This is a genomic window from Lacinutrix sp. MEBiC02595 (assembly GCF_053601555.1).
On record NZ_JBSHNU010000217.1, the window covers coordinates 182,933 to 200,768 of the forward strand.

General features: G+C 31.9%; 14 protein-coding genes. 7 read left to right on the top strand and 7 right to left on the bottom strand.

The window, feature by feature from the left end; genetic code table 11:
- Position 1: 1 nt before the first annotated feature.
- The 3 genes from ACVCZW_RS08555 to ACVCZW_RS08565 form a co-directional block, all read right to left on the bottom strand.
- Positions 2-964, bottom strand: a complete 963-nt coding sequence (locus tag ACVCZW_RS08555; RefSeq protein WP_452232155.1) for a D-2-hydroxyacid dehydrogenase — start codon at positions 962-964, stop codon at positions 2-4.
- Between the two features lie 79 nt (positions 965-1,043).
- Complete coding sequence (gene serC, locus ACVCZW_RS08560; RefSeq protein WP_452232156.1) at positions 1,044-2,108, bottom strand: 3-phosphoserine/phosphohydroxythreonine transaminase; 1,065 nt, start codon at positions 2,106-2,108, stop codon at positions 1,044-1,046.
- Between the two features lie 108 nt (positions 2,109-2,216).
- Positions 2,217-3,275: an acyl-CoA reductase gene (locus ACVCZW_RS08565; RefSeq protein ID WP_452232157.1), complete on the bottom strand. Its 1,059-nt coding sequence runs from the start codon at positions 3,273-3,275 to the stop codon at positions 2,217-2,219.
- Between the two features lie 178 nt (positions 3,276-3,453).
- Between ACVCZW_RS08565 and ACVCZW_RS08570 the strand changes: the two genes are divergently transcribed.
- From ACVCZW_RS08570 to ACVCZW_RS08580, 3 genes are all read left to right on the top strand, one after another.
- Entirely contained in the window at positions 3,454-3,807 is a 354-nt protein-coding gene (locus ACVCZW_RS08570) for a 4Fe-4S dicluster domain-containing protein (protein ID WP_452232158.1), read from the top strand.
- 219 nt (positions 3,808-4,026) lie between these two features.
- Positions 4,027-5,115 (top strand): T9SS type A sorting domain-containing protein, encoded by a 1,089-nt coding sequence (locus tag ACVCZW_RS08575; protein ID WP_452232159.1) that lies wholly within the window; start codon positions 4,027-4,029, stop codon positions 5,113-5,115.
- Positions 5,116-5,326: 211 nt separating this feature from the next.
- Entirely contained in the window at positions 5,327-5,929 is a 603-nt protein-coding gene (locus tag ACVCZW_RS08580) for a hypothetical protein (RefSeq protein ID WP_452232160.1), read from the top strand.
- A 67-nt stretch (positions 5,930-5,996) separates the two neighbouring features.
- Here the strand turns inward: ACVCZW_RS08580 and ACVCZW_RS08585 are convergent, their stop codons facing one another.
- Positions 5,997-8,714 (bottom strand): TonB-dependent receptor, encoded by a 2,718-nt coding sequence (locus ACVCZW_RS08585; RefSeq protein ID WP_452230276.1) that lies wholly within the window; start codon positions 8,712-8,714, stop codon positions 5,997-5,999.
- Between the two features lie 224 nt (positions 8,715-8,938).
- On the opposite strand from ACVCZW_RS08585, the gene ychF reads away from it, so the two are divergent.
- The 4 genes from ychF to ACVCZW_RS08605 all read left to right on the top strand — a co-directional run bounded on the left by ychF (position 8,939) and on the right by ACVCZW_RS08605 (position 15,344).
- A complete protein-coding gene (ychF, locus tag ACVCZW_RS08590; protein WP_452232161.1) occupies positions 8,939-10,033 on the top strand; it encodes a redox-regulated ATPase YchF in 1,095 nt (364 codons plus the stop codon).
- Between the two features lie 224 nt (positions 10,034-10,257).
- Complete coding sequence (locus ACVCZW_RS08595) at positions 10,258-12,120, top strand: DNA topoisomerase IV subunit B (RefSeq protein ID WP_452230274.1); 1,863 nt, start codon at positions 10,258-10,260, stop codon at positions 12,118-12,120.
- Positions 12,121-12,150: 30 nt separating this feature from the next.
- Positions 12,151-12,636 (top strand): hypothetical protein, encoded by a 486-nt coding sequence (locus ACVCZW_RS08600; protein ID WP_452230273.1) that lies wholly within the window; start codon positions 12,151-12,153, stop codon positions 12,634-12,636.
- The gene (locus ACVCZW_RS08605; RefSeq protein WP_452230272.1) at positions 12,633-15,344 is read left to right on the top strand and encodes a DNA gyrase/topoisomerase IV subunit A; all 2,712 of its coding nucleotides are present in this window, start codon (positions 12,633-12,635) and stop codon (positions 15,342-15,344) included. Before ACVCZW_RS08600 ends, ACVCZW_RS08605 begins: the two co-directional genes overlap by 4 nt.
- A gap of 292 nt (positions 15,345-15,636) precedes the next feature.
- On the opposite strand, the gene ACVCZW_RS08610 is transcribed toward ACVCZW_RS08605, so the two are convergent.
- The 3 genes from ACVCZW_RS08610 to ACVCZW_RS08620 all read right to left on the bottom strand — a co-directional run bounded on the left by ACVCZW_RS08610 (position 15,637) and on the right by ACVCZW_RS08620 (position 17,582).
- Positions 15,637-16,422, bottom strand: coding sequence for a TerC family protein (locus ACVCZW_RS08610; RefSeq protein WP_452232162.1), 786 nt, complete (start codon positions 16,420-16,422; stop codon positions 15,637-15,639).
- A 139-nt stretch (positions 16,423-16,561) separates the two neighbouring features.
- Positions 16,562-16,930 (bottom strand): DNA topoisomerase IV, encoded by a 369-nt coding sequence (locus ACVCZW_RS08615; RefSeq protein WP_452232163.1) that lies wholly within the window; start codon positions 16,928-16,930, stop codon positions 16,562-16,564.
- A 214-nt stretch (positions 16,931-17,144) separates the two neighbouring features.
- Positions 17,145-17,582, bottom strand: coding sequence for a helix-turn-helix domain-containing protein (locus ACVCZW_RS08620; RefSeq protein WP_452230269.1), 438 nt, complete (start codon positions 17,580-17,582; stop codon positions 17,145-17,147).
- Between the last annotated feature and the right edge of the window lie 254 nt (positions 17,583-17,836).

The window sequence follows — 17,836 nt, forward strand, 5'->3', positions numbered from 1 at the left end:
GTTATTTTTTATCGTCAAGAAGTAATCTCTTGATTTGATCTGCTAATTCTGTACCAATTCTATCTTGTGCTTCATTCGTTGCAGCACCAATATGTGGTGTTAAAGAAACTCTACCATTCATTAAAACGGGAATAGCAGGAGTAGGCTCATTTTCAAAAGTATCTAGTCCAGCAAAAGCAACTTTTCCAGATTCTAAAGCATCTACTAAAGCAACTTCGTCTATAACTCCTCCGCGAGCAGCATTTACAATTCCAACGCCATCTTTCATTAGATCAAATTGTTCTTTCCCAATAACATATCCGTCTTGTGCAGGAACGTGTAAAGAAATAAAGTCCGCATGTTTTAAAACTTCTTCCATAGATTGTGTAGCGATGTTGAATTTAACAGACTGTCCGTCAAAGAAATCCACACTTACATCAGCTTCATCAATAAATTTATCTGCAGCTATAACTTTCATTCCAACACCTAAAGCTATTTTCGCCACTTCACGGCCAATACGACCAAATCCAATAATACCTATTGTTTTTCCACGTAACTCAATACCTTTAGCATAATTTTTCTTTAATGCTTTAAATTTAGAATCGCCATCCAATGGCATGTTTCTGTTCGAGTCGTGTAAAAAACGAACCCCACCATAAAGATGCGCGAATACTAATTCGGCAACAGATTGCGAAGATGCAGCAGGCGTATTAATTACGTGTAAGCCTTTGCTTTTTGCATATTCCACATCTATATTATCCATACCAACACCACCACGACCAATGATTTTTAAGCTTGGACATGCATCAATTAAATCTTGGCGTACCGTTGTTGCACTTCTTACTAATAGTGTGCTAATTTTATTTGTGTTGATGTAGTTTATTAGTTGTTCTTGCGCTACAGTTGTAGTTAAAACTTCAAAACCTGCTTCTTCAAGGGCTTTTACACCACTTTGAGAAATTCCGTCATTTGCTAATACTTTCATTTTTTATGTATTATGTTGAAAGTTGAAAGTTAAATGTTGTTTGAACGATTTATGCTTCCACTTTACATTAAAATTTATTTTATGCTTTTGTTTCTAATTCACTCATTACTTCTACAAGTGCTTTTACACTATCTAAAGGCATTGCGTTGTACATGGAAGCTCTATAACCACCAACACTTCTATGTCCATTTAAACCACTAATACCTGCTTCATTAAGCATGGTTTCAAAAGTTTCTTTTAAATCTTGGTTAGATAATGTAAAGGTTGCGTTCATGTTAGAACGATCTTCTTTATTCGCATATCCTTTAAATAACGGGTTTAAATCTATTTCAGAATACATGACACGAGCTTTCATTTCGTTAATTTCTTCTATAGCCTTAACACCACCAAGATTTTTTAACCATTCTAGTGTTAACATAGAAGTATACACTGCAAATACAGGAGGTGTATTAAACATGCTGCTTTTACTAATATGTACTTTGTAATCCATCATGGACGGAATTTTACGAGATACTTTTCCTAAAACATCTTCTTTAACAATCACTAAAGTAGTTCCTGCTGGTCCCATATTTTTTTGTGCACCGGCATATATTAAATCAAATTTAGAAAAATCTAAAGTTCTTGAAAATATATCACTACTCATATCACAAACAAGTGGAATAGGAGAGTTTGGAAAAGATTTCATTTGTGTACCAAAAATAGTATTGTTAGATGTAACATGAAAATAATCATGATCACTAGGAATATCATATCCTTTAGGAATATAATTATAACCAGCATCTTTGGAAGAAGCTACTTCTAAAATATCATCATATATTTTGGCTTCTTTTACCGCCTTATCACTCCAAGTTCCCGTATTTAAATATGCAGCTCTTTTTTCTAAAAGATTTAGCGCAACCATTAAAAACTGTGTACTTGCTCCACCTTGTAAAAACAAAGCTTTGTAGCCTTTGCCTTCTAATCCAAGAAGCTCTAAAGCTAAGGATCTTGCTTTTTCCATAACATCTACAAAAGATTTACTTCTGTGTGATATTTCTAATAAGGATAAGCCATCATTGTTGAAATCCATTACAGCTTCTGAAGCTTTTAATAATACTTCTTGCGGAAGAATACTAGGTCCTGCACTAAAATTATGTTTTTTCATTGAAAAATTTATTTTTCATTTCCGAGAAACCGGAAATTTTTATTTTTAAACAGTTACAAAGGTGCTAATTTTTGAAGGGAATTGTGTTATTAAAATGATAATTATTCTCTAAATTTTTAACAAAAATGCAATTGTGTCTTCCCCATCTGCATAATCGGAAAGTTCTGGTTGTTGGGTTTTACCAAATACTATTTCGTTTTCGCTAAAGCCATTAGATACAATGCATTGAATATTGTTTGTGTTAGTATCTATATACGTTTTGAGTGCTTCTGTGCTATCGTAATATTCATAAAAAACGGTAGCGATTGGCGAAGCGAAACTAGTGTCTTCTTTAATCATTAAAAAACCATTCTCCAGCATATCAAATTCGCTCATTAAATATACCGCTTTATTATAATCGTAATTATTGGCGTACTTACTTTCGTTTATGATAGCATTCCAGGGATACATCGCTTTAAAAAAGGGCTGAAAATCGTAATCTTTTGGTACAAATAGCTTCGATACGTTTCTGCATCCTAAACCGTAGTATCTAAAAATATCTTCCGATAAAGCAGTTAGTTGTTCTTCAGTTTCGTTTCCTGTTAAAATAGCAACAGAGTTTCTATTTTTTCTAATAATAGAAGGTTTGTTTTTAAAATAGTATTCAAAATAACGAGCCGTATTATCACTTCCTGTTGCTATAACCGCATCAAAATTTTCTAGCTTTTGTTCTGTTAGCGTTATTTTTCCTTTAAAAGCAGGTTCTACATGTTCTAAATATTTTGCTATAAAAGGAAGTAGATGTTTGTCGTTACTAGATTGTTTTACTAGCACTTCATGTCCAGAAATTAAAACAGATAGAAAATCATGAAAACCTACTAGAGGAATGTTTCCCGCCATGATTATGGCTACTTTTTGCGTATTGACTTCTTGAAGTTCATACTTTTCTAGCCAATTTTTTAAATTAGAAGAAGTTAAAGCATTGGACCAATTAGTAAAAGTAAACACTAGGTTTTTTTTAGTAAACCAACCGTTATGTTCTTGCGCTAGTTTGATTTGATGTTTAAATCCATCAAAAAATAGTTCATTGTGTTCTATATTTTCTTTTTTCTGAAAGTTTTCAGAAGTAAACTGGCTTAAAAAGTCTCCTAATTTCGCAAAAGCGTTAATTCTTTGGTCTAAATTCATCTTGTATTTGGTTATGAATACTTTTGGCGTTATTTTTGCGCAAAGTTAGAAAAATGAAATGAACGAAATTTTTTTAAACCTATTTTTTTAAAAGGATTAAAATAAATTTTAAAGAATTCTTAATTTTAAAGAATTTTCATCGTTTTAAAAACTATTAAATTAAATTGAAAATTACGCTATGGCAATTATAATAACAGACGAATGTATCAATTGTGGTGCTTGTGAACCAGAATGTCCAAATACAGCAATTTATGAAGGTGCAGACGATTGGAGATACAAAGACGGAACAAGTTTAGATGGTAAATTAGTTTTACCAAACGGTAAATCTGTAGATGCAGACGAAGCGCAAGAACCTATTAGTGATGAAGTATATTATATTGTTCCAGATAAATGTACCGAATGTGTAGGTTTTCATGAAGAGCCACAATGTGCTGCAGTATGTCCTGTAGATTGTTGTGTACCTGATGATGCCCACGTGGAAACAAAAGAAGTACTTTTAGGAAAGCAAAAATTTATGCATCCTGAAGAGTAGAAGATATTTTTAATAATAATATTAAATCCTGAGTTTGTACTTAGGATTTTTTTTGCTTTTATTTTTGAATATATAAAGCATTAAGTTTCCTTTACAGCTAATATAATTCCCAAGTTTATTATGAGATTTGCAGTATTTTTTTTTAGTGTTCTATTTTGCATACAAAGTATACATGCTCAAATAATAGAAATTCCAGATGCAAATTTTAAAAATGCATTAGTGAATACTAACTGTGTGAGTTTAGTCCCAGGTTCTACTACCGACTCTAATGCAGATACAAACAATGATGGAGAAATTCAAGTGTCAGAAGCAGAAGCAGTATTTAGTATAGCTATTTATCACAGTAATATTAACTCCATGATTGGTATTGAATATTTTACGAATCTGGAACGTTTATATTGTGATTTTAACTCCATTGATGTATTAGATTTAAGTAATAATATTAATTTAAAAGTAATTACATGTGATTTTAATGGAATGACAAGTATTAATACATCTAACTGTGTTAATCTGGAGTCTCTTACATGTTCTGATAATGCAATAACAAGTTTTGACTTAAGTGATAATATAAACCTTGAATCCTTGCGGTTTGATAGAAATTCAGTTGCAGTTTTAGATGTTACAAACAATGTATTATTAAACCATATAAATTGTGATAGGAATAATATAATTAGTTTGGACCTTAGTAATAATATTAATCTGGAAACGCTTCGATGTGGAAGTAATCTATTTGAAACTTTAGATTTAAGTAATAATAGTAACCTTTCTACATTTACTTGTATGACTAATTCATTAGGAAATACGAATAGATTAAAGACGATAGATTTTAGTAATAACATTAATTTAAGCTTTTTTTCATTTTATGGTAGTCCAGATCTTACGGCAATTAATCTTAAAAACGGGAATAGGATGTCAGCAGTGCAAACTAGTAGTATAGCTGGTTGTTCAAACTTAGTTGCTATTTGTGTAGATGCTAACGAAGTTGATCAAATACAAGCATTGGTAGATTACAATGGTTATACTAATTGTAATGTTGTAACCGATTGCTCTGGTTTAAGTGTAGAAGAATATGCATTAAATACAATTACTGTTTATCCAAATCCAGTTGCAGAGAAATTATATATTTCGTCAAAGGATTTTATGGATTCTATTACTTTTTATAATGTAAGTGGCTCCTTAATAAAGACGATTTCTAACATTAATCAAAGAAAGTTAGAAATAGATATAAAAGATTTTTCGGATGGTGTTTACTTTTTAAAAGTACATTCGAATACAGGAGTTTTTTCATCAAAAATAGTTAAGAATTAAAAGGATAGGAGATAATAGAATTAATTTATAAAAAAAAACCTAAGCTTAAACTTAGGTTTTTTTTTGACTATTTTTTTAAAAAATTAAAAATAATCTATGGGTAACATTTAAGGTTTAATTGGAACATAACGCAAAGAATCAAGTTATTAACCTTTGGAAAGAAATAAGGTAATAACAATTAACCCTGTAACTTTTAAACTATATATAAATTATGAGAAAATTTTTAACACTAACTTTATTACTATTGATTTTTACTTCTTGTGAGAAAGAGACTGATTTTGAAACCGCATCAAACTCCGAATTTAAAAAAGAATCTACAATTTTATTTTCGAGTGCAAAATTTGAAGAATTGTCTAATACATATTCAAATATAGATAAAGCCATGATGGATCAATCTTTGGAAGAAAATACAATAGACGGTCAGGTGCTTTATTCTATGGATTTAAGTACTGAAGGTGTGGATTTAAGACAATTATTTTTTACAATTGAAAATGGTGTATTAGAAAATGCCCTTGTTATTGAAAATAAAATAAAAGAAGATACAAGTGACATACAATTTGATATTCGTACTAGTAAGAATGAGCTTTTTGGTGGAGCCGATTTAGTAAAATCCGATGGAGGTGGTAGAGTATTCAAAGTGGATGGAGGTTCTTACACAGGCCCTACAGATTCTACTTTAGGTCAAGGAAATTCTTGCTTTAGAAATTGTATAGTTAATATGGCTGAAGCATGTATGCAAAATCCTATAGTGACTCTTGCATGTATTATTGTGAATAATTTAATTGTGGCCAATTGTGTAATACGATGTTTATAATTGCTAGCTTTATATAAAAAAACCGAGCAATTGCTCGGTTTTTTTTGTTTTTACTGTTTTTAATATTTTAGAAATTAAATCCTAGTCTAGCAAAAACATATCTACCATCAGAACCCATTTGAACAGAATCGGCTAAACCACCTTGATCTGTCCAACCATCAAATTGAGAAGTAGGATATTTATTAAATAAGTTATTTGCTCCTAAAGTTAAATTCAGGCTTTCTGTAAACTTGTATCCTAAACTTAAGTCTACAATATTTCTTGCGTCATATGTATCTGTTGCAACTTGTTCTAAAGCGTCTGCTTCTGCGAAAGTTACAGGAGGAGAATCTACCCATTGAAAATCTTGTAGTTGTACTTCGCTAAAACGAGTAATAGATACTAAAACATGGAATTTAGAAACGCTATAGCCAAGGTTTAAACCAAATTTATAATCTGGAGCGGCAGCCTTTAAATATGCTTGAGAAAAAGGACCAAAGAATCTTAGTTCTGCTTCTTCATCGGTCATGCTACTTCCTTCAAATTCAGGTGTATTTATGTTTTTAATTTTTAACTTATTAATGTTTCCAATAACGCCTACATTAACTTTACTATCCTTTCCAAAAGCCATTTCATAGCCTAAAACAATATCCAATCCAGTGGTTTGCGTATCCACACCATTTGCAAAAAATTGCGCAGCATCTACATTTAAAGGACCTAAAATTGCTTGATCTGTAAAATTATCTGTTAGTATAATTCTGTCGTCTACATTAATTAAATATCCATCTATAGTTGCAGTGAATCCACTTTTCTTAAAAGTAAAACCTACACTTCCGTTAAATGCTTTTTCTTCTTTTAATTCTTCAATTCCAAAAGCTTTAGTAACGGTACTGTTATTGGCAGATAATAAAGAAGGAACAGATTCACCAGCCACTATATTATTGAAAATAAGGTTATAATACAATTGGGCTAGAGAAGGCGCTCTAAAACCTGTAGATACAGAACCTCTAATAGCTAATGCATCATCTAGTAATTTATATCTACTTGCAATTTTGAAATTAAAAGTATTTCCAAAGTCACTATAATTTTCAAAACGTAAAGCACCTCCAATTAAAAAGTCGTCACTAATATTAAGTTCGGTATCAAAATAAATACCATAATTGGTTCTGCTTCTGTCTATTTCATTTGCAGGACTATAACCTGGGAAACCTTGAGAAGCTCCGGGTAACTCATCATTATTAGTATCTGTAGCTACTGTTTGCGTTGCAGGATTTGTAACAGGAACTCCGTTTTCATCATAAAGCGCGTAAGAAGCAACCTCTCCAGCAAAAATCCCGAAGTTTTCTGTTCTATATTCCATACCAAATGCAATACTTAATCCAGAAGCTACATCTTCAAAATATTTATTAAAATCTACACCAGTAGTATTTTGAGAAAGGTAATGTCCACCAGCGTCAAAATCTGTCGGCGAAGCATCTCCCATAGAAGCGTTATTACTATCTTTTACATAATAATGGAAGTCGTTTTTACCAAAGGTATTATTAAAGTCTACATTCCATCCGTTACTCATTTCGTGTCTTACACCGGCAGAAACAGAAATGTCTGTAATATTAGAAGTTATTCTAGGAGTAAACCCATTAGGATATAAGCTAGGTACCGATCTATTATCTCCATCATCAAAACTATCACGAGAGAAAGCATATGCATTGGTGTCTCTAAAGTTACGACCACCAAAAGCATAAATTTCTGTTTTATCATCTACAGGAATTGCTGCATTTACCATAAAGTTAAATCCGTCTACACCAGCACTACCATATCCTTTTCTCCAAGAAAACCCAGGACGAAGCGTGTTGTTTTTGGATAAAAGTTCTGTGGTAAAGTTTATAAAACCGCCATTTTTACCTAGAGCTGCACCGTAGTTTAAATCAATTTTAACGGTTTCTCCATCCATTCTTTTGTCTTTACCATCTAATCTGTTTTCACCTTCTACATTGTATAAGGTTTCTCCAGATCTTTCTTCCCAACCATCTCCAACGGCTGTACTATAAGCACCGTAAGTAATACCTCCAGAAACGCCATCTGTATTATTTTTAAGTACAATATTAATTACACCAGCAATGGCATCAGATCCATATTGTGCAGAAGCACCATCTCTTAAAACTTCTATTCTTTTAATAGCAGAAGCAGGAATCGCATTTAAATCGGTACCAGAATTTCCACGACCTCTTGTTCCAAAGATGTTTACTAAAGAAGATTGGTGTCTTCGTTTTCCATTAATTAATACCAGTGTTTGATCTGGACCTAAACCTCTTAAAGAAGCAGGAACCACATGATCGGCACCATCGGATCCCGATTGTTTACTTGCATTAAAGGAGGGAGCTGCATATTGAAGTATTTCATTAACTTCTACTTTTCCTGTTAAGGATGCAATTCCAGCAACATCAAGAACATCGACAGGAACAGCAGTGTCTAGCGCAGTTCTTTTAGGACTACGAGATCCAACAAGTACCACCTCGTCTAATCCTACACCTTCTGCCATAGTAACATTAATAGAGGACTGTCCGTTTACGTCTAATTCTTGTGTGTCATAGCCAATATAGCTAAAAATAAGTGTCGCATTTTCATTGGTAGTAATACTATAATTTCCATCAAAATCGGTGGTAACACCATTAGTGGTTCCTTTTTCAATAATATTTACATTTGGTAACGGTAAGCCTTCTGGATCTGTAATATTTCCAGTTATTGTTTGTCCAATGGCAAATTGGGCACTAAAAAGTAAAAGCAATACTAAATAAAAGTGTTTCATATCGTTATTATTTTTGATTAGTTATAGGTTAAAGATATGTAAATTAAACATTTAAGTGAGATTTTGTTTTTAACTTATTAACTTATTTATTAAAAATTAATCAATAATGAGTTGTATCATTTATATTTGCAATCGCTAATAAAAATAGTTTCCTGAAAGGTATATGCCTTTGGCAGGTAAAAGAAGTTTAATTTAAAGATTTCCGTTTTTGCGGAAAAACACATATGAAAGCAGGAATTGTAGGATTACCAAATGTAGGAAAGTCAACTTTATTTAATTGTTTATCTAATGCTAAAGCGCAAAGTGCAAACTTTCCGTTTTGTACTATTGAACCTAATATTGGAATTGTAAATGTACCAGATCCAAGATTAGAAAAACTAGAAGAACTAGTAAAACCAGTTCGTGTACAACCAGCAACTGTAGAGATTGTAGATATTGCAGGTTTAGTAAAAGGAGCAAGTAAAGGAGAAGGTTTAGGAAATCAATTCCTAGCAAACATTAGAGAAACCGACGCTATTTTGCATGTATTGCGTTGTTTTGATAATGACAATATTATTCATGTGGATGGTAATATAAATCCGATTAGAGATAAGGAGACTATCGATATGGAACTGCAGTTAAAAGATTTAGAAACTGTAGATAAAAAATTAGATAAAGTAAAAAGAGCTGCTAAAACAGGAAATAAAGAAGCGCAAAAAGAAGAAGCTATTTTATTAAAAATAAAAGAAAACTTAGAAGCTGGAGTTTCGGTAAGAGCTTTAGAATTTAGCGATGAAGATTATTTAGAATTTGTAAAACCTAGTCAACTTATTACAGACAAACCAGTTATGTATGTTTGTAATGTAGATGAAGGATCTGCTGTTTCTGGTAATGCGTACGTAGAATTAGTAAGAGAAGCTGTAAAAGATGAAAATGCCGAAGTTTTAGTATTGGCAGTTGGTACAGAAGCAGATATTAATGAATTGGATGATTACGAAGAAAGACAAATGTTTTTAGCAGATATTGGTTTAGAAGAAGCTGGAGCTGCAAAATTAATTCGTTCTGCTTATAAGTTATTAAAACAACAAACGTATTTTACTGCAGGAGTAAAGGAAGTTAGAGCTTGGACCGTTAATGTTGGAGCAACAGGACCTCAAGCTGCTGGAGTTATTCATACCGATTTTGAAAAAGGTTTTATTAGAGCAGAAGTTATTGGTTATGAGGATTTTGTTACTTTTGGTAGTGAAGCAAAGGTAAAAGAAGCTGGTAAAATGCGAGTAGAAGGAAAGAATTATGTGGTTAAAGATGGCGATGTAATGCATTTCTTATTTAATGTGTAAAAACACGTAAAACATATATAGTAAAGGCCAAAAGCGAGATGAATTTTCATCTCGCTTTTTTATTGCATATTATTTGAATAATTATTGAAATCACTTCATATTAAAAACCGACTTCATCTTCCTTTTCATTTTCTAATAACTTGTTAATTACTTTGTGCCTTCTGTATTTCATTTTTTCACGCGAAATACTATCTTAGCAACTTATCCTATTTTTTTATTCAACTATGTCTCAAGAAACCAAATATACCGAAGATAATATACGCTCACTAGACTGGAAAGAACATATTCGTATGCGTCCGGGGATGTATATTGGTAAACTTGGTGATGGTTCTTCGGCAGATGATGGTATTTATATTCTTTTAAAAGAAGTACTAGATAATTCCATCGATGAATATGTAATGGGAGCTGGTAAAACCATTGAGATTTCTATTCAAGGAACCAAAGTGATTGTGAGAGATTACGGACGTGGTATTCCTTTAGGAAAAGTGGTAGATGTAGTTTCTAAAATGAATACTGGTGGGAAGTATGACTCTAAAGCCTTCAAGAAATCTGTAGGTTTAAACGGAGTTGGTACCAAGGCTGTAAATGCCTTATCTTCCTTTTTTAGAGTGGAATCTACGAGGGATAATAAAAGCGCTTCCGCGGAATTTGAACAAGGTAACCTTATTAATCAAGATCTATTAGAAGATACCTCGAGACGAAAAGGTACTAAAGTATCTTTCGTTCCAGATGAAGTTATCTTCAAAAACTACAAGTACAGAAGTGAGTATGTTGAAAAAATGCTCAAATACTACGTGTACTTAAATCCAGGATTAACCATTGTTTTTAACGGTGAAAAATTCTACAGTGAAAATGGTTTAAAAGATTTATTATCCGAAAACATTAACGAAACAGACAGGTCCTATCCAATTATTCATTTACGTGGTGACGATATAGAAGTAGCGCTTACGCACAGTAAAACGCAGTATAGCGAGCAATATCATTCTTTTGTAAACGGACAAAATACCACGCAAGGTGGAACGCATCTTGCAGCATTTAGAGAAGCATTAGTACGAACTATAAGAGAATACTTTGGTAAAAATTACGAGGCTTCCGATATACGTAAATCGGTAGTATGCGCTATTGCCATAAAAGTAATGGAGCCTATTTTTGAGAGTCAGACAAAAACCAAACTTGGTTCTACAGATATGGGAGGCGAATTGCCAACGGTAAGAACCTATATCAATGACTTTCTTAAAAAATACCTAGATAACTTTCTACACAAAAACACCGATGTAGCAGAAAGTATTCAACGCAAAATATTGCAAGCAGAACGCGAACGTAAAGAGCTTTCCGGAATTAGAAAACTAGCAAAAGATAGAGCGAAAAAAGCAAGTCTGCACAACAAAAAATTACGCGATTGTAGAGTGCATTTTGGAGATATTAAAAACGACAGAAACCTAGAAAGCACCTTGTTTATTACCGAGGGAGATTCTGCATCTGGTAGTATTACTAAATCCCGTGATGTAAATACACAAGCAGTATTTAGTTTAAAAGGGAAACCTTTAAACTGTTACGGACTAAGTAAAAAAATAGTATATGAAAATGAAGAATTCAACTTACTACAAGCAGCTTTAAATATAGAAGAGTCTATTGAGGATTTACGTTATAACAATATTGTAATTGCAACAGATGCCGATGTCGATGGTATGCATATTCGTTTGTTATTAATTACTTTCTTTTTGCAATTCTTCCCAGAAATTATAAAAGAAGGACATTTATATATTTTGCAAACACCATTGTTTAGAGTGCGTAATAAAAAGGAAACGGCGTATTGCTATTCCGAACAAGAAAGAAGAGATGCAGTACAAAAATTAAAGCCAAAACCAGAAATTACTCGATTTAAAGGACTTGGTGAAATCTCACCAGATGAGTTTGTACATTTTATAGGGCAAGACATTCGATTAGATCCTGTAATGCTAGATAAAGATATGTCGATTGAAGAATTGCTAAGTTTCTACATGGGAAAAAACACACCAACAAGACAAGAGTTTATTATCGACAATCTGAAGGTGGAATTAGATATTATAGAAGAAGAAAGTGTATAATTCATATCCTATAAAAGCAAAATTCACAAAATGAGAACCAACAACAATAAAGCAAAGAATTTTATAATTTCATTATATTTTATACTTATCGTATTTGCTATTATTTCGGCTGTTATGTTTAAAATGTTTAGCAACATTAGTGGTAATGCTTTGGTTGTATTTTTAATTATAGCATTAAGTTTTGGTCTGCTTTTTTTTGTGGTTCATTCTATTTCAAAGTTTTTTGAATACGATAGTGATGGTATGAAAGTAGTAGTTACCAATAGAGGTTTATTACTATCGGATAGGTTTAATTATAGAGAACATACTGTCGAGTTTACTAAAACAGATTTAAAAGGTTTTAAGTTTAATAATTATATAGTGTACACTAGTTTGGTGTTACTAATAAAAGATAAAAGTGGTACCTCTAGAAAAGAACGATTTAATGTTACTATGGTTGCTAAAAAGAAACGAAAATACATCCGACAATCGTTAAATAAAATGATTAAAAACAATAGAAAATTAGCTAGTTCATGATAGAAGATAATGATGATTTGGTAAATGAGCAAAACGAAAGTCAAGAACCACAAGAAACCATTACCAGGGTTACTGGAATGTTTAAAGAATGGTTTTTAGATTATGCATCTTATGTAATTTTAGAGCGTGCTGTTCCTGCAATAGAAGATGGTTTTAAACCTGTGCAACGTAGAATCATGCATTCTATGAAAGATCTAGATGATGGTCGTTATAACAAAGTAGCAAATATTGTTGGTCATACCATGCAATACCATCCGCATGGAGATGCAAGTATTGCAGATGCTATGGTGCAAATCGGACAAAAAGATTTACTTATAGACACACAAGGAAACTGGGGAAATATATTAACAGGAGATAGAGCAGCAGCTTCTCGTTATATTGAAGCACGTATTTCAAAGTTTGGATTGGACGTTGTTTTTAACCCGAAAATAACCGAATGGCAAGCTTCTTATGATGGTAGACGAAAAGAACCAGTAAATCTTCCAGTAATGTTTCCATTGCTTTTGGCGCAAGGAGGAGAAGGAATTGCGGTTGGTTTATCTACTAAAATATTACCGCATAATTTCATCGAATTAATTGATGCTTCTGTAAAACATTTACAAGGAAAACGATTCACCATTCTTCCAGATTTTCCTACTGCAGGAATTGCAGATATCACTGGGTATAATGATGGTTTAAGAGGAGGAAAGGTTCGCGTACGTGCAAAGATTTCCCAATATGATAAGAATACATTAGTTATTACAGAAATTCCTTTTGCTACAAATACGTCGTCTTTAATAGATTCTATTTTAAAAGCGAATGAAAAAGGAAAAATAAAAATCAAAAAAATTGAGGATAATACGGCAGCTAATGTAGAGATTTTAGTGCATTTACCTGCCGGTATTTCGCCAGATAAAACGATTGATGCACTGTATGCATTCACCAATTGTGAATCTTCTATTTCGCCTTTGGGTTGTGTTATTGAGGATAACAAACCATATTTTGTAGGTGTTTCTGAAATGCTTCGTCGTAGTACAGATAATACAGTGCAGCTTTTAAAACAAGAATTAGAAATTAAACTTGGTGAGTTTCAAGAACAATGGCATTTTGCTTCGTTAGAACGTATTTTTATTGAAAAAAGAATCTATCGTGATATTGAAGAAGAAGAAACTTGGGAAGGCGTAATTCAAGCCATAGATAAAGGACTTCAGCCACATATAAAACATTTAAAACGTGCCATAACGGAAGAAGATATTACGCGTTTAACCGAAATACGAATCAAACGTATTTCGAAATTTGATATCGATAAAGCACAGCAAAAAATTGATGCGCTGGAAGAACAAATAGCAGAAGTAAGGCATCATCTTGCAAATCTTATTGATTATGCCATTGCATATTTTACACGATTAAAAAAGGAATATGGCGAAGGACGAGAACGTAAAACAGAAATTCGAGTTTTTGATGATGTAGATGCCACAAAAGTAATTATTCGTAATACCAAGTTATACGTAAATAGAGAAGAAGGATTTATTGGTACCTCATTAAAAAGAGATGAATATGTTGGTGATTGCAGTGATATTGATGATATTATTGTGTTTACCAAATCTGGTAAAATGATGGTTACTAAAGTAGATAGTAAAACATTTATTGGTAAAGATATTATTCACGTTGCCATCTTTAAAAAGAAAGACAAACGTACCATTTACAATATGATTTATCGAGATGGTAAAAGCGGACCTTCGTATGTAAAACGATTTGCCGTTACCAGTACAACTCGCGATAGAGAATACGATTTAACAAACGGGAATTCTAGTTCCGTAGCCCTATATTTTTCAGCAAATCCGAACGGAGAAGCAGAAGTAGTTTCTATCATGTTACGTCAAGTGGGTGGTATAAAAAAACTAAAATGGGATTTAGATTTTTCTAATGTAATAATAAAAGGAAGAGCATCTAAAGGAAATGTAGTTACCAAGCATCCTGTAAAGAAAATAGAACTTAAAGAAAAAGGAGTTTCTACTTTAAAACCACGAAAAATCTGGTTTGATGATACCGTACAACGATTAAATGTAGATGCTAGAGGTGAATTAATTGGGGAATTTAGAGGAGAAGACAGATTGCTAATTATCACACAATCTGGAATGGTAAAAACCATACTTCCTGAAATTACTGCGCATTTTGAAGAGGATATGATTGTGCTAGAAAAATGGATTCCTAAAAAGCCGATTTCTGCTATTTACTTTGATGGCGGAAAAGAACTTTACTATGTAAAACGTTTTTTAATTGAAACCGAAGGTAAGGAAGAAAGCTTTATTTCTGAACACCCAAAATCACAATTAGAAATTGTTTCTACAGATTGGAAACCAATGGCAGAAATTGAGTTCACTAAAGAAAGAGGGAAAGATCGAAAAGATAATGTAGAGCTAAATTTAGAAGAATTTATAGCTGTAAAAGGAATTTCAGCCTTAGGAAATCAACTTACAAAAGATAAAGTGAATCAAATAAGTTTATTAGATCCTTTGCCTTATGAAGCTCCAGAGGAAATTCCAGCAGAAGAAATAGAAGTGATAGCAGAAGAAGATGTAACAGAAGAAACCTCTGAGAAAACTTCAGAAAAACCAGAAAAGGAAACACTAAAAATAAAGTCGGAAGAAGTTAAAAAAGGAGATTCAAAACCAACAGAAGATAAGGATGCATCTAAAGATGGCGAAGGACAAATAACCTTGTTTTAATATTATGTCATTCTAAATTTGTTTCAGAATCTATATCCTTATAATGCATCTGAAAATGTTGGAGGAAATACCAACATTGGCAGAAATTTTTATCTAAATATTTTAATATTTTAAAATACAAAATGTCATTTCGAATGTAGTCGAGAAATCTAACAAAAAGATTCCTCCATTGCTGCCGGAATGACATTTTTTTATAAATTAAAGACTAAACTTGTTCTTAAAGTAATAGCTCTTTAAAAAGATAATGTCATTTTTAGATTGTCGAGAAATCACAATCGACTTTCATGTGATTTTATTTCTTCCTAGTAATTCTAAAATTAATAAACTCCACCATTAAAGAAAAGGCGATAGCAAAATATAAATAGCCTTTAGGTATTGCGCCAACCGTTTTTCCAAATAAATTGGTATGTGAAAGGTGAGCCGCTTCTGTAATAAGCATAAAACCAATTAGGATTAAAAAAGATAAACCCAAAATTTGCATACTTGGATGTGCATCAATAAATTTACGAATTGGGTTTGCAAAACCAATCATGATACTAATAGAAATTACTACGGCAATAATCATTAAAACAAGATTGTAGTAATGGTTTTCATGTAAACCGTTAGTCATACCAACTGCAGTTAAAATCGAGTCTATAGAGAAGATAAAGTCAATAATTACAATTTGCGTGATTGCTTGCGACAAGGAAGTGATTTTTTTACCTTTCACAGCATCTTCATCATGATGTGGCGTGTCTACTTTTTCTCTAATTTCTGAAGTGCTTTTATAAATCAAAAATAATCCTCCAGCAAATAATATAATACTTTGCCAGCTTACAGCGATTTGTAACCATGAGGTTTCAATATGATAAAAAGGTTCACTTAAGCCAACTAAAAACGAAACAAAGAATAATAATATAATACGCTGCACCATGGCAAGCAGTAAACCTATATTTGTTGCCTTGCTACGTTGCTGTTCTGGTAATTTGTTTGCAGCTATAGAAATAAATACAATATTATCTATCCCTAAAATAATTTCTAAAAAGGTCAAAGTTAACAATGCAAAAATCGCATCACTAGTAAATAAAAAATCTAACATAATATTCTATATTAAGGTATGTTCCTATTTGTTATTTGTTTCCGAAAACTTTCCGGACGGTTACCAAGTTTATTCTAGTTTTAAACATGCTATATCCTTATGGAGCATCCCTAGAAATTTTGCGCATAAATACGCGTTGCTATTTTTTAAAAGCAGCTCCTTTTTGTTTTAATTTTTCACCAACATAAGAATACTCAAAAGTATATGAGCTATCTGTAGTTGTAAGTATTTTTAAATGCACGTCTTTATGCTCTGCCATATTTTTAGGGTTAATGGTTTTGAATATCATTTCGCAATCATTAATCCAACGTACTTGTGTAGAATCTGTTTTTCCTTCGTAAACTTCAATTTGTAAATCACTAGTTCTTGTAAAGTCAGATTTATAAATAATATCATCTATGACTACTTCACTATAAAAACTTCCTGTTTTATAATCGGTGCAATTTCGCTCTACTTGATAACAGCCAGAAAAACTTAAAACAATTGCAAATAGCAGTATCTTTTTCATGAAAAACATTTTGTACAAAATTAGCAATATTTTGTGTTATTGTAGTTTTTTTCTGAAAGTAATGCGTGTATTTTTTATTTTAGGATATAGTTTGTTTTGAAATCTTATAGTATAGATGCTTCTGAATACTTTTAATAAAAAAAGTTTAGAACATAGAAAACTATAAAAATGGCATTTGCTGAGAATCGTCTAAATGAAAAAATAACGTACTAGGTTACAAATTGTCAAAATTTTGAAAACTACCATCCGAATAAAAAATAACAATGCGTTCTATTTTTTTTTCGGAAGAAGCATTTATCGAATTATTTAAAGAAGAAGAAATCGAAGAAGAAGGTGAAGTTGAAATTTCTTCCTTTTCGCTTTTTGGTGGATCTATCTTTTTTTCCACTTTTTCAATTTCTGGAATTTTCACTTCACTTTTATTGTCCTTCGGAAAAATTCCTTTTCCATTCATCAACCAATATAATTCCACCTCTGGAAAATGGGCGAGCACCTTCATTACAAAATCTAAACTTGGCTTATTTCTGCCAGAAAGAATATGCGAAATAGTGGAGCGTTGCACACCAACTTTCTCAGCAAAAGAAGAGGCACTTTCTCCATAAAAATCGATGACTTTCTGTAGTCTTTTTGTAAATCCTTCGGTGTTTATCATTGTAAACAAGTTGTTTTGTTTTTATAACGTTACAAATGTAAACATTATTTCAATAGCATGGTTGTATTAGTCTAATATATTTAATATATATTCATTTAAAGCTTTAAATAAGTTAGCTTAATTAACTGAAATAAAGATATTTAAGATTTAAATCGTAATAATGTTAAAATTTTATAACGCAATATTTGCTTTGCCTTGTAGACTTCTGTAAATCTGTTTAACAATGTAACCAAAGTTTATTGGTTTTAGTGTTT

Excerpts from the sequence above, each read along its gene's own strand:
- ACVCZW_RS08605 (WP_452230272.1), top strand. The coding sequence starts at position 12,633 with ATGATAGAAGATAATGATGATTTGGTAAATGAGCAAAACGAAAGTCAA.
- ACVCZW_RS08555 (WP_452232155.1), bottom strand. The coding sequence starts at position 964 with ATGAAAGTATTAGCAAATGACGGAATTTCTCAAAGTGGTGTAAAAGCC.
- ACVCZW_RS08610 (WP_452232162.1), bottom strand. The coding sequence starts at position 16,422 with ATGTTAGATTTTTTATTTACTAGTGATGCGATTTTTGCATTGTTAACT.
- ACVCZW_RS08615 (WP_452232163.1), bottom strand. The coding sequence starts at position 16,930 with ATGAAAAAGATACTGCTATTTGCAATTGTTTTAAGTTTTTCTGGCTGT.
- ACVCZW_RS08570 (WP_452232158.1), top strand. The coding sequence starts at position 3,454 with ATGGCAATTATAATAACAGACGAATGTATCAATTGTGGTGCTTGTGAA.
- ACVCZW_RS08580 (WP_452232160.1), top strand. The coding sequence starts at position 5,327 with ATGAGAAAATTTTTAACACTAACTTTATTACTATTGATTTTTACTTCT.
- ACVCZW_RS08600 (WP_452230273.1), top strand. The coding sequence starts at position 12,151 with ATGAGAACCAACAACAATAAAGCAAAGAATTTTATAATTTCATTATAT.
- ACVCZW_RS08620 (WP_452230269.1), bottom strand. The coding sequence starts at position 17,582 with ATGATAAACACCGAAGGATTTACAAAAAGACTACAGAAAGTCATCGAT.
- ACVCZW_RS08565 (WP_452232157.1), bottom strand. The coding sequence starts at position 3,275 with ATGAATTTAGACCAAAGAATTAACGCTTTTGCGAAATTAGGAGACTTT.
- ACVCZW_RS08595 (WP_452230274.1), top strand. The coding sequence starts at position 10,258 with ATGTCTCAAGAAACCAAATATACCGAAGATAATATACGCTCACTAGAC.
- serC (WP_452232156.1), bottom strand. The coding sequence starts at position 2,108 with ATGAAAAAACATAATTTTAGTGCAGGACCTAGTATTCTTCCGCAAGAA.
- ACVCZW_RS08585 (WP_452230276.1), bottom strand. The coding sequence starts at position 8,714 with ATGAAACACTTTTATTTAGTATTGCTTTTACTTTTTAGTGCCCAATTT.
- ychF (WP_452232161.1), top strand. The coding sequence starts at position 8,939 with ATGAAAGCAGGAATTGTAGGATTACCAAATGTAGGAAAGTCAACTTTA.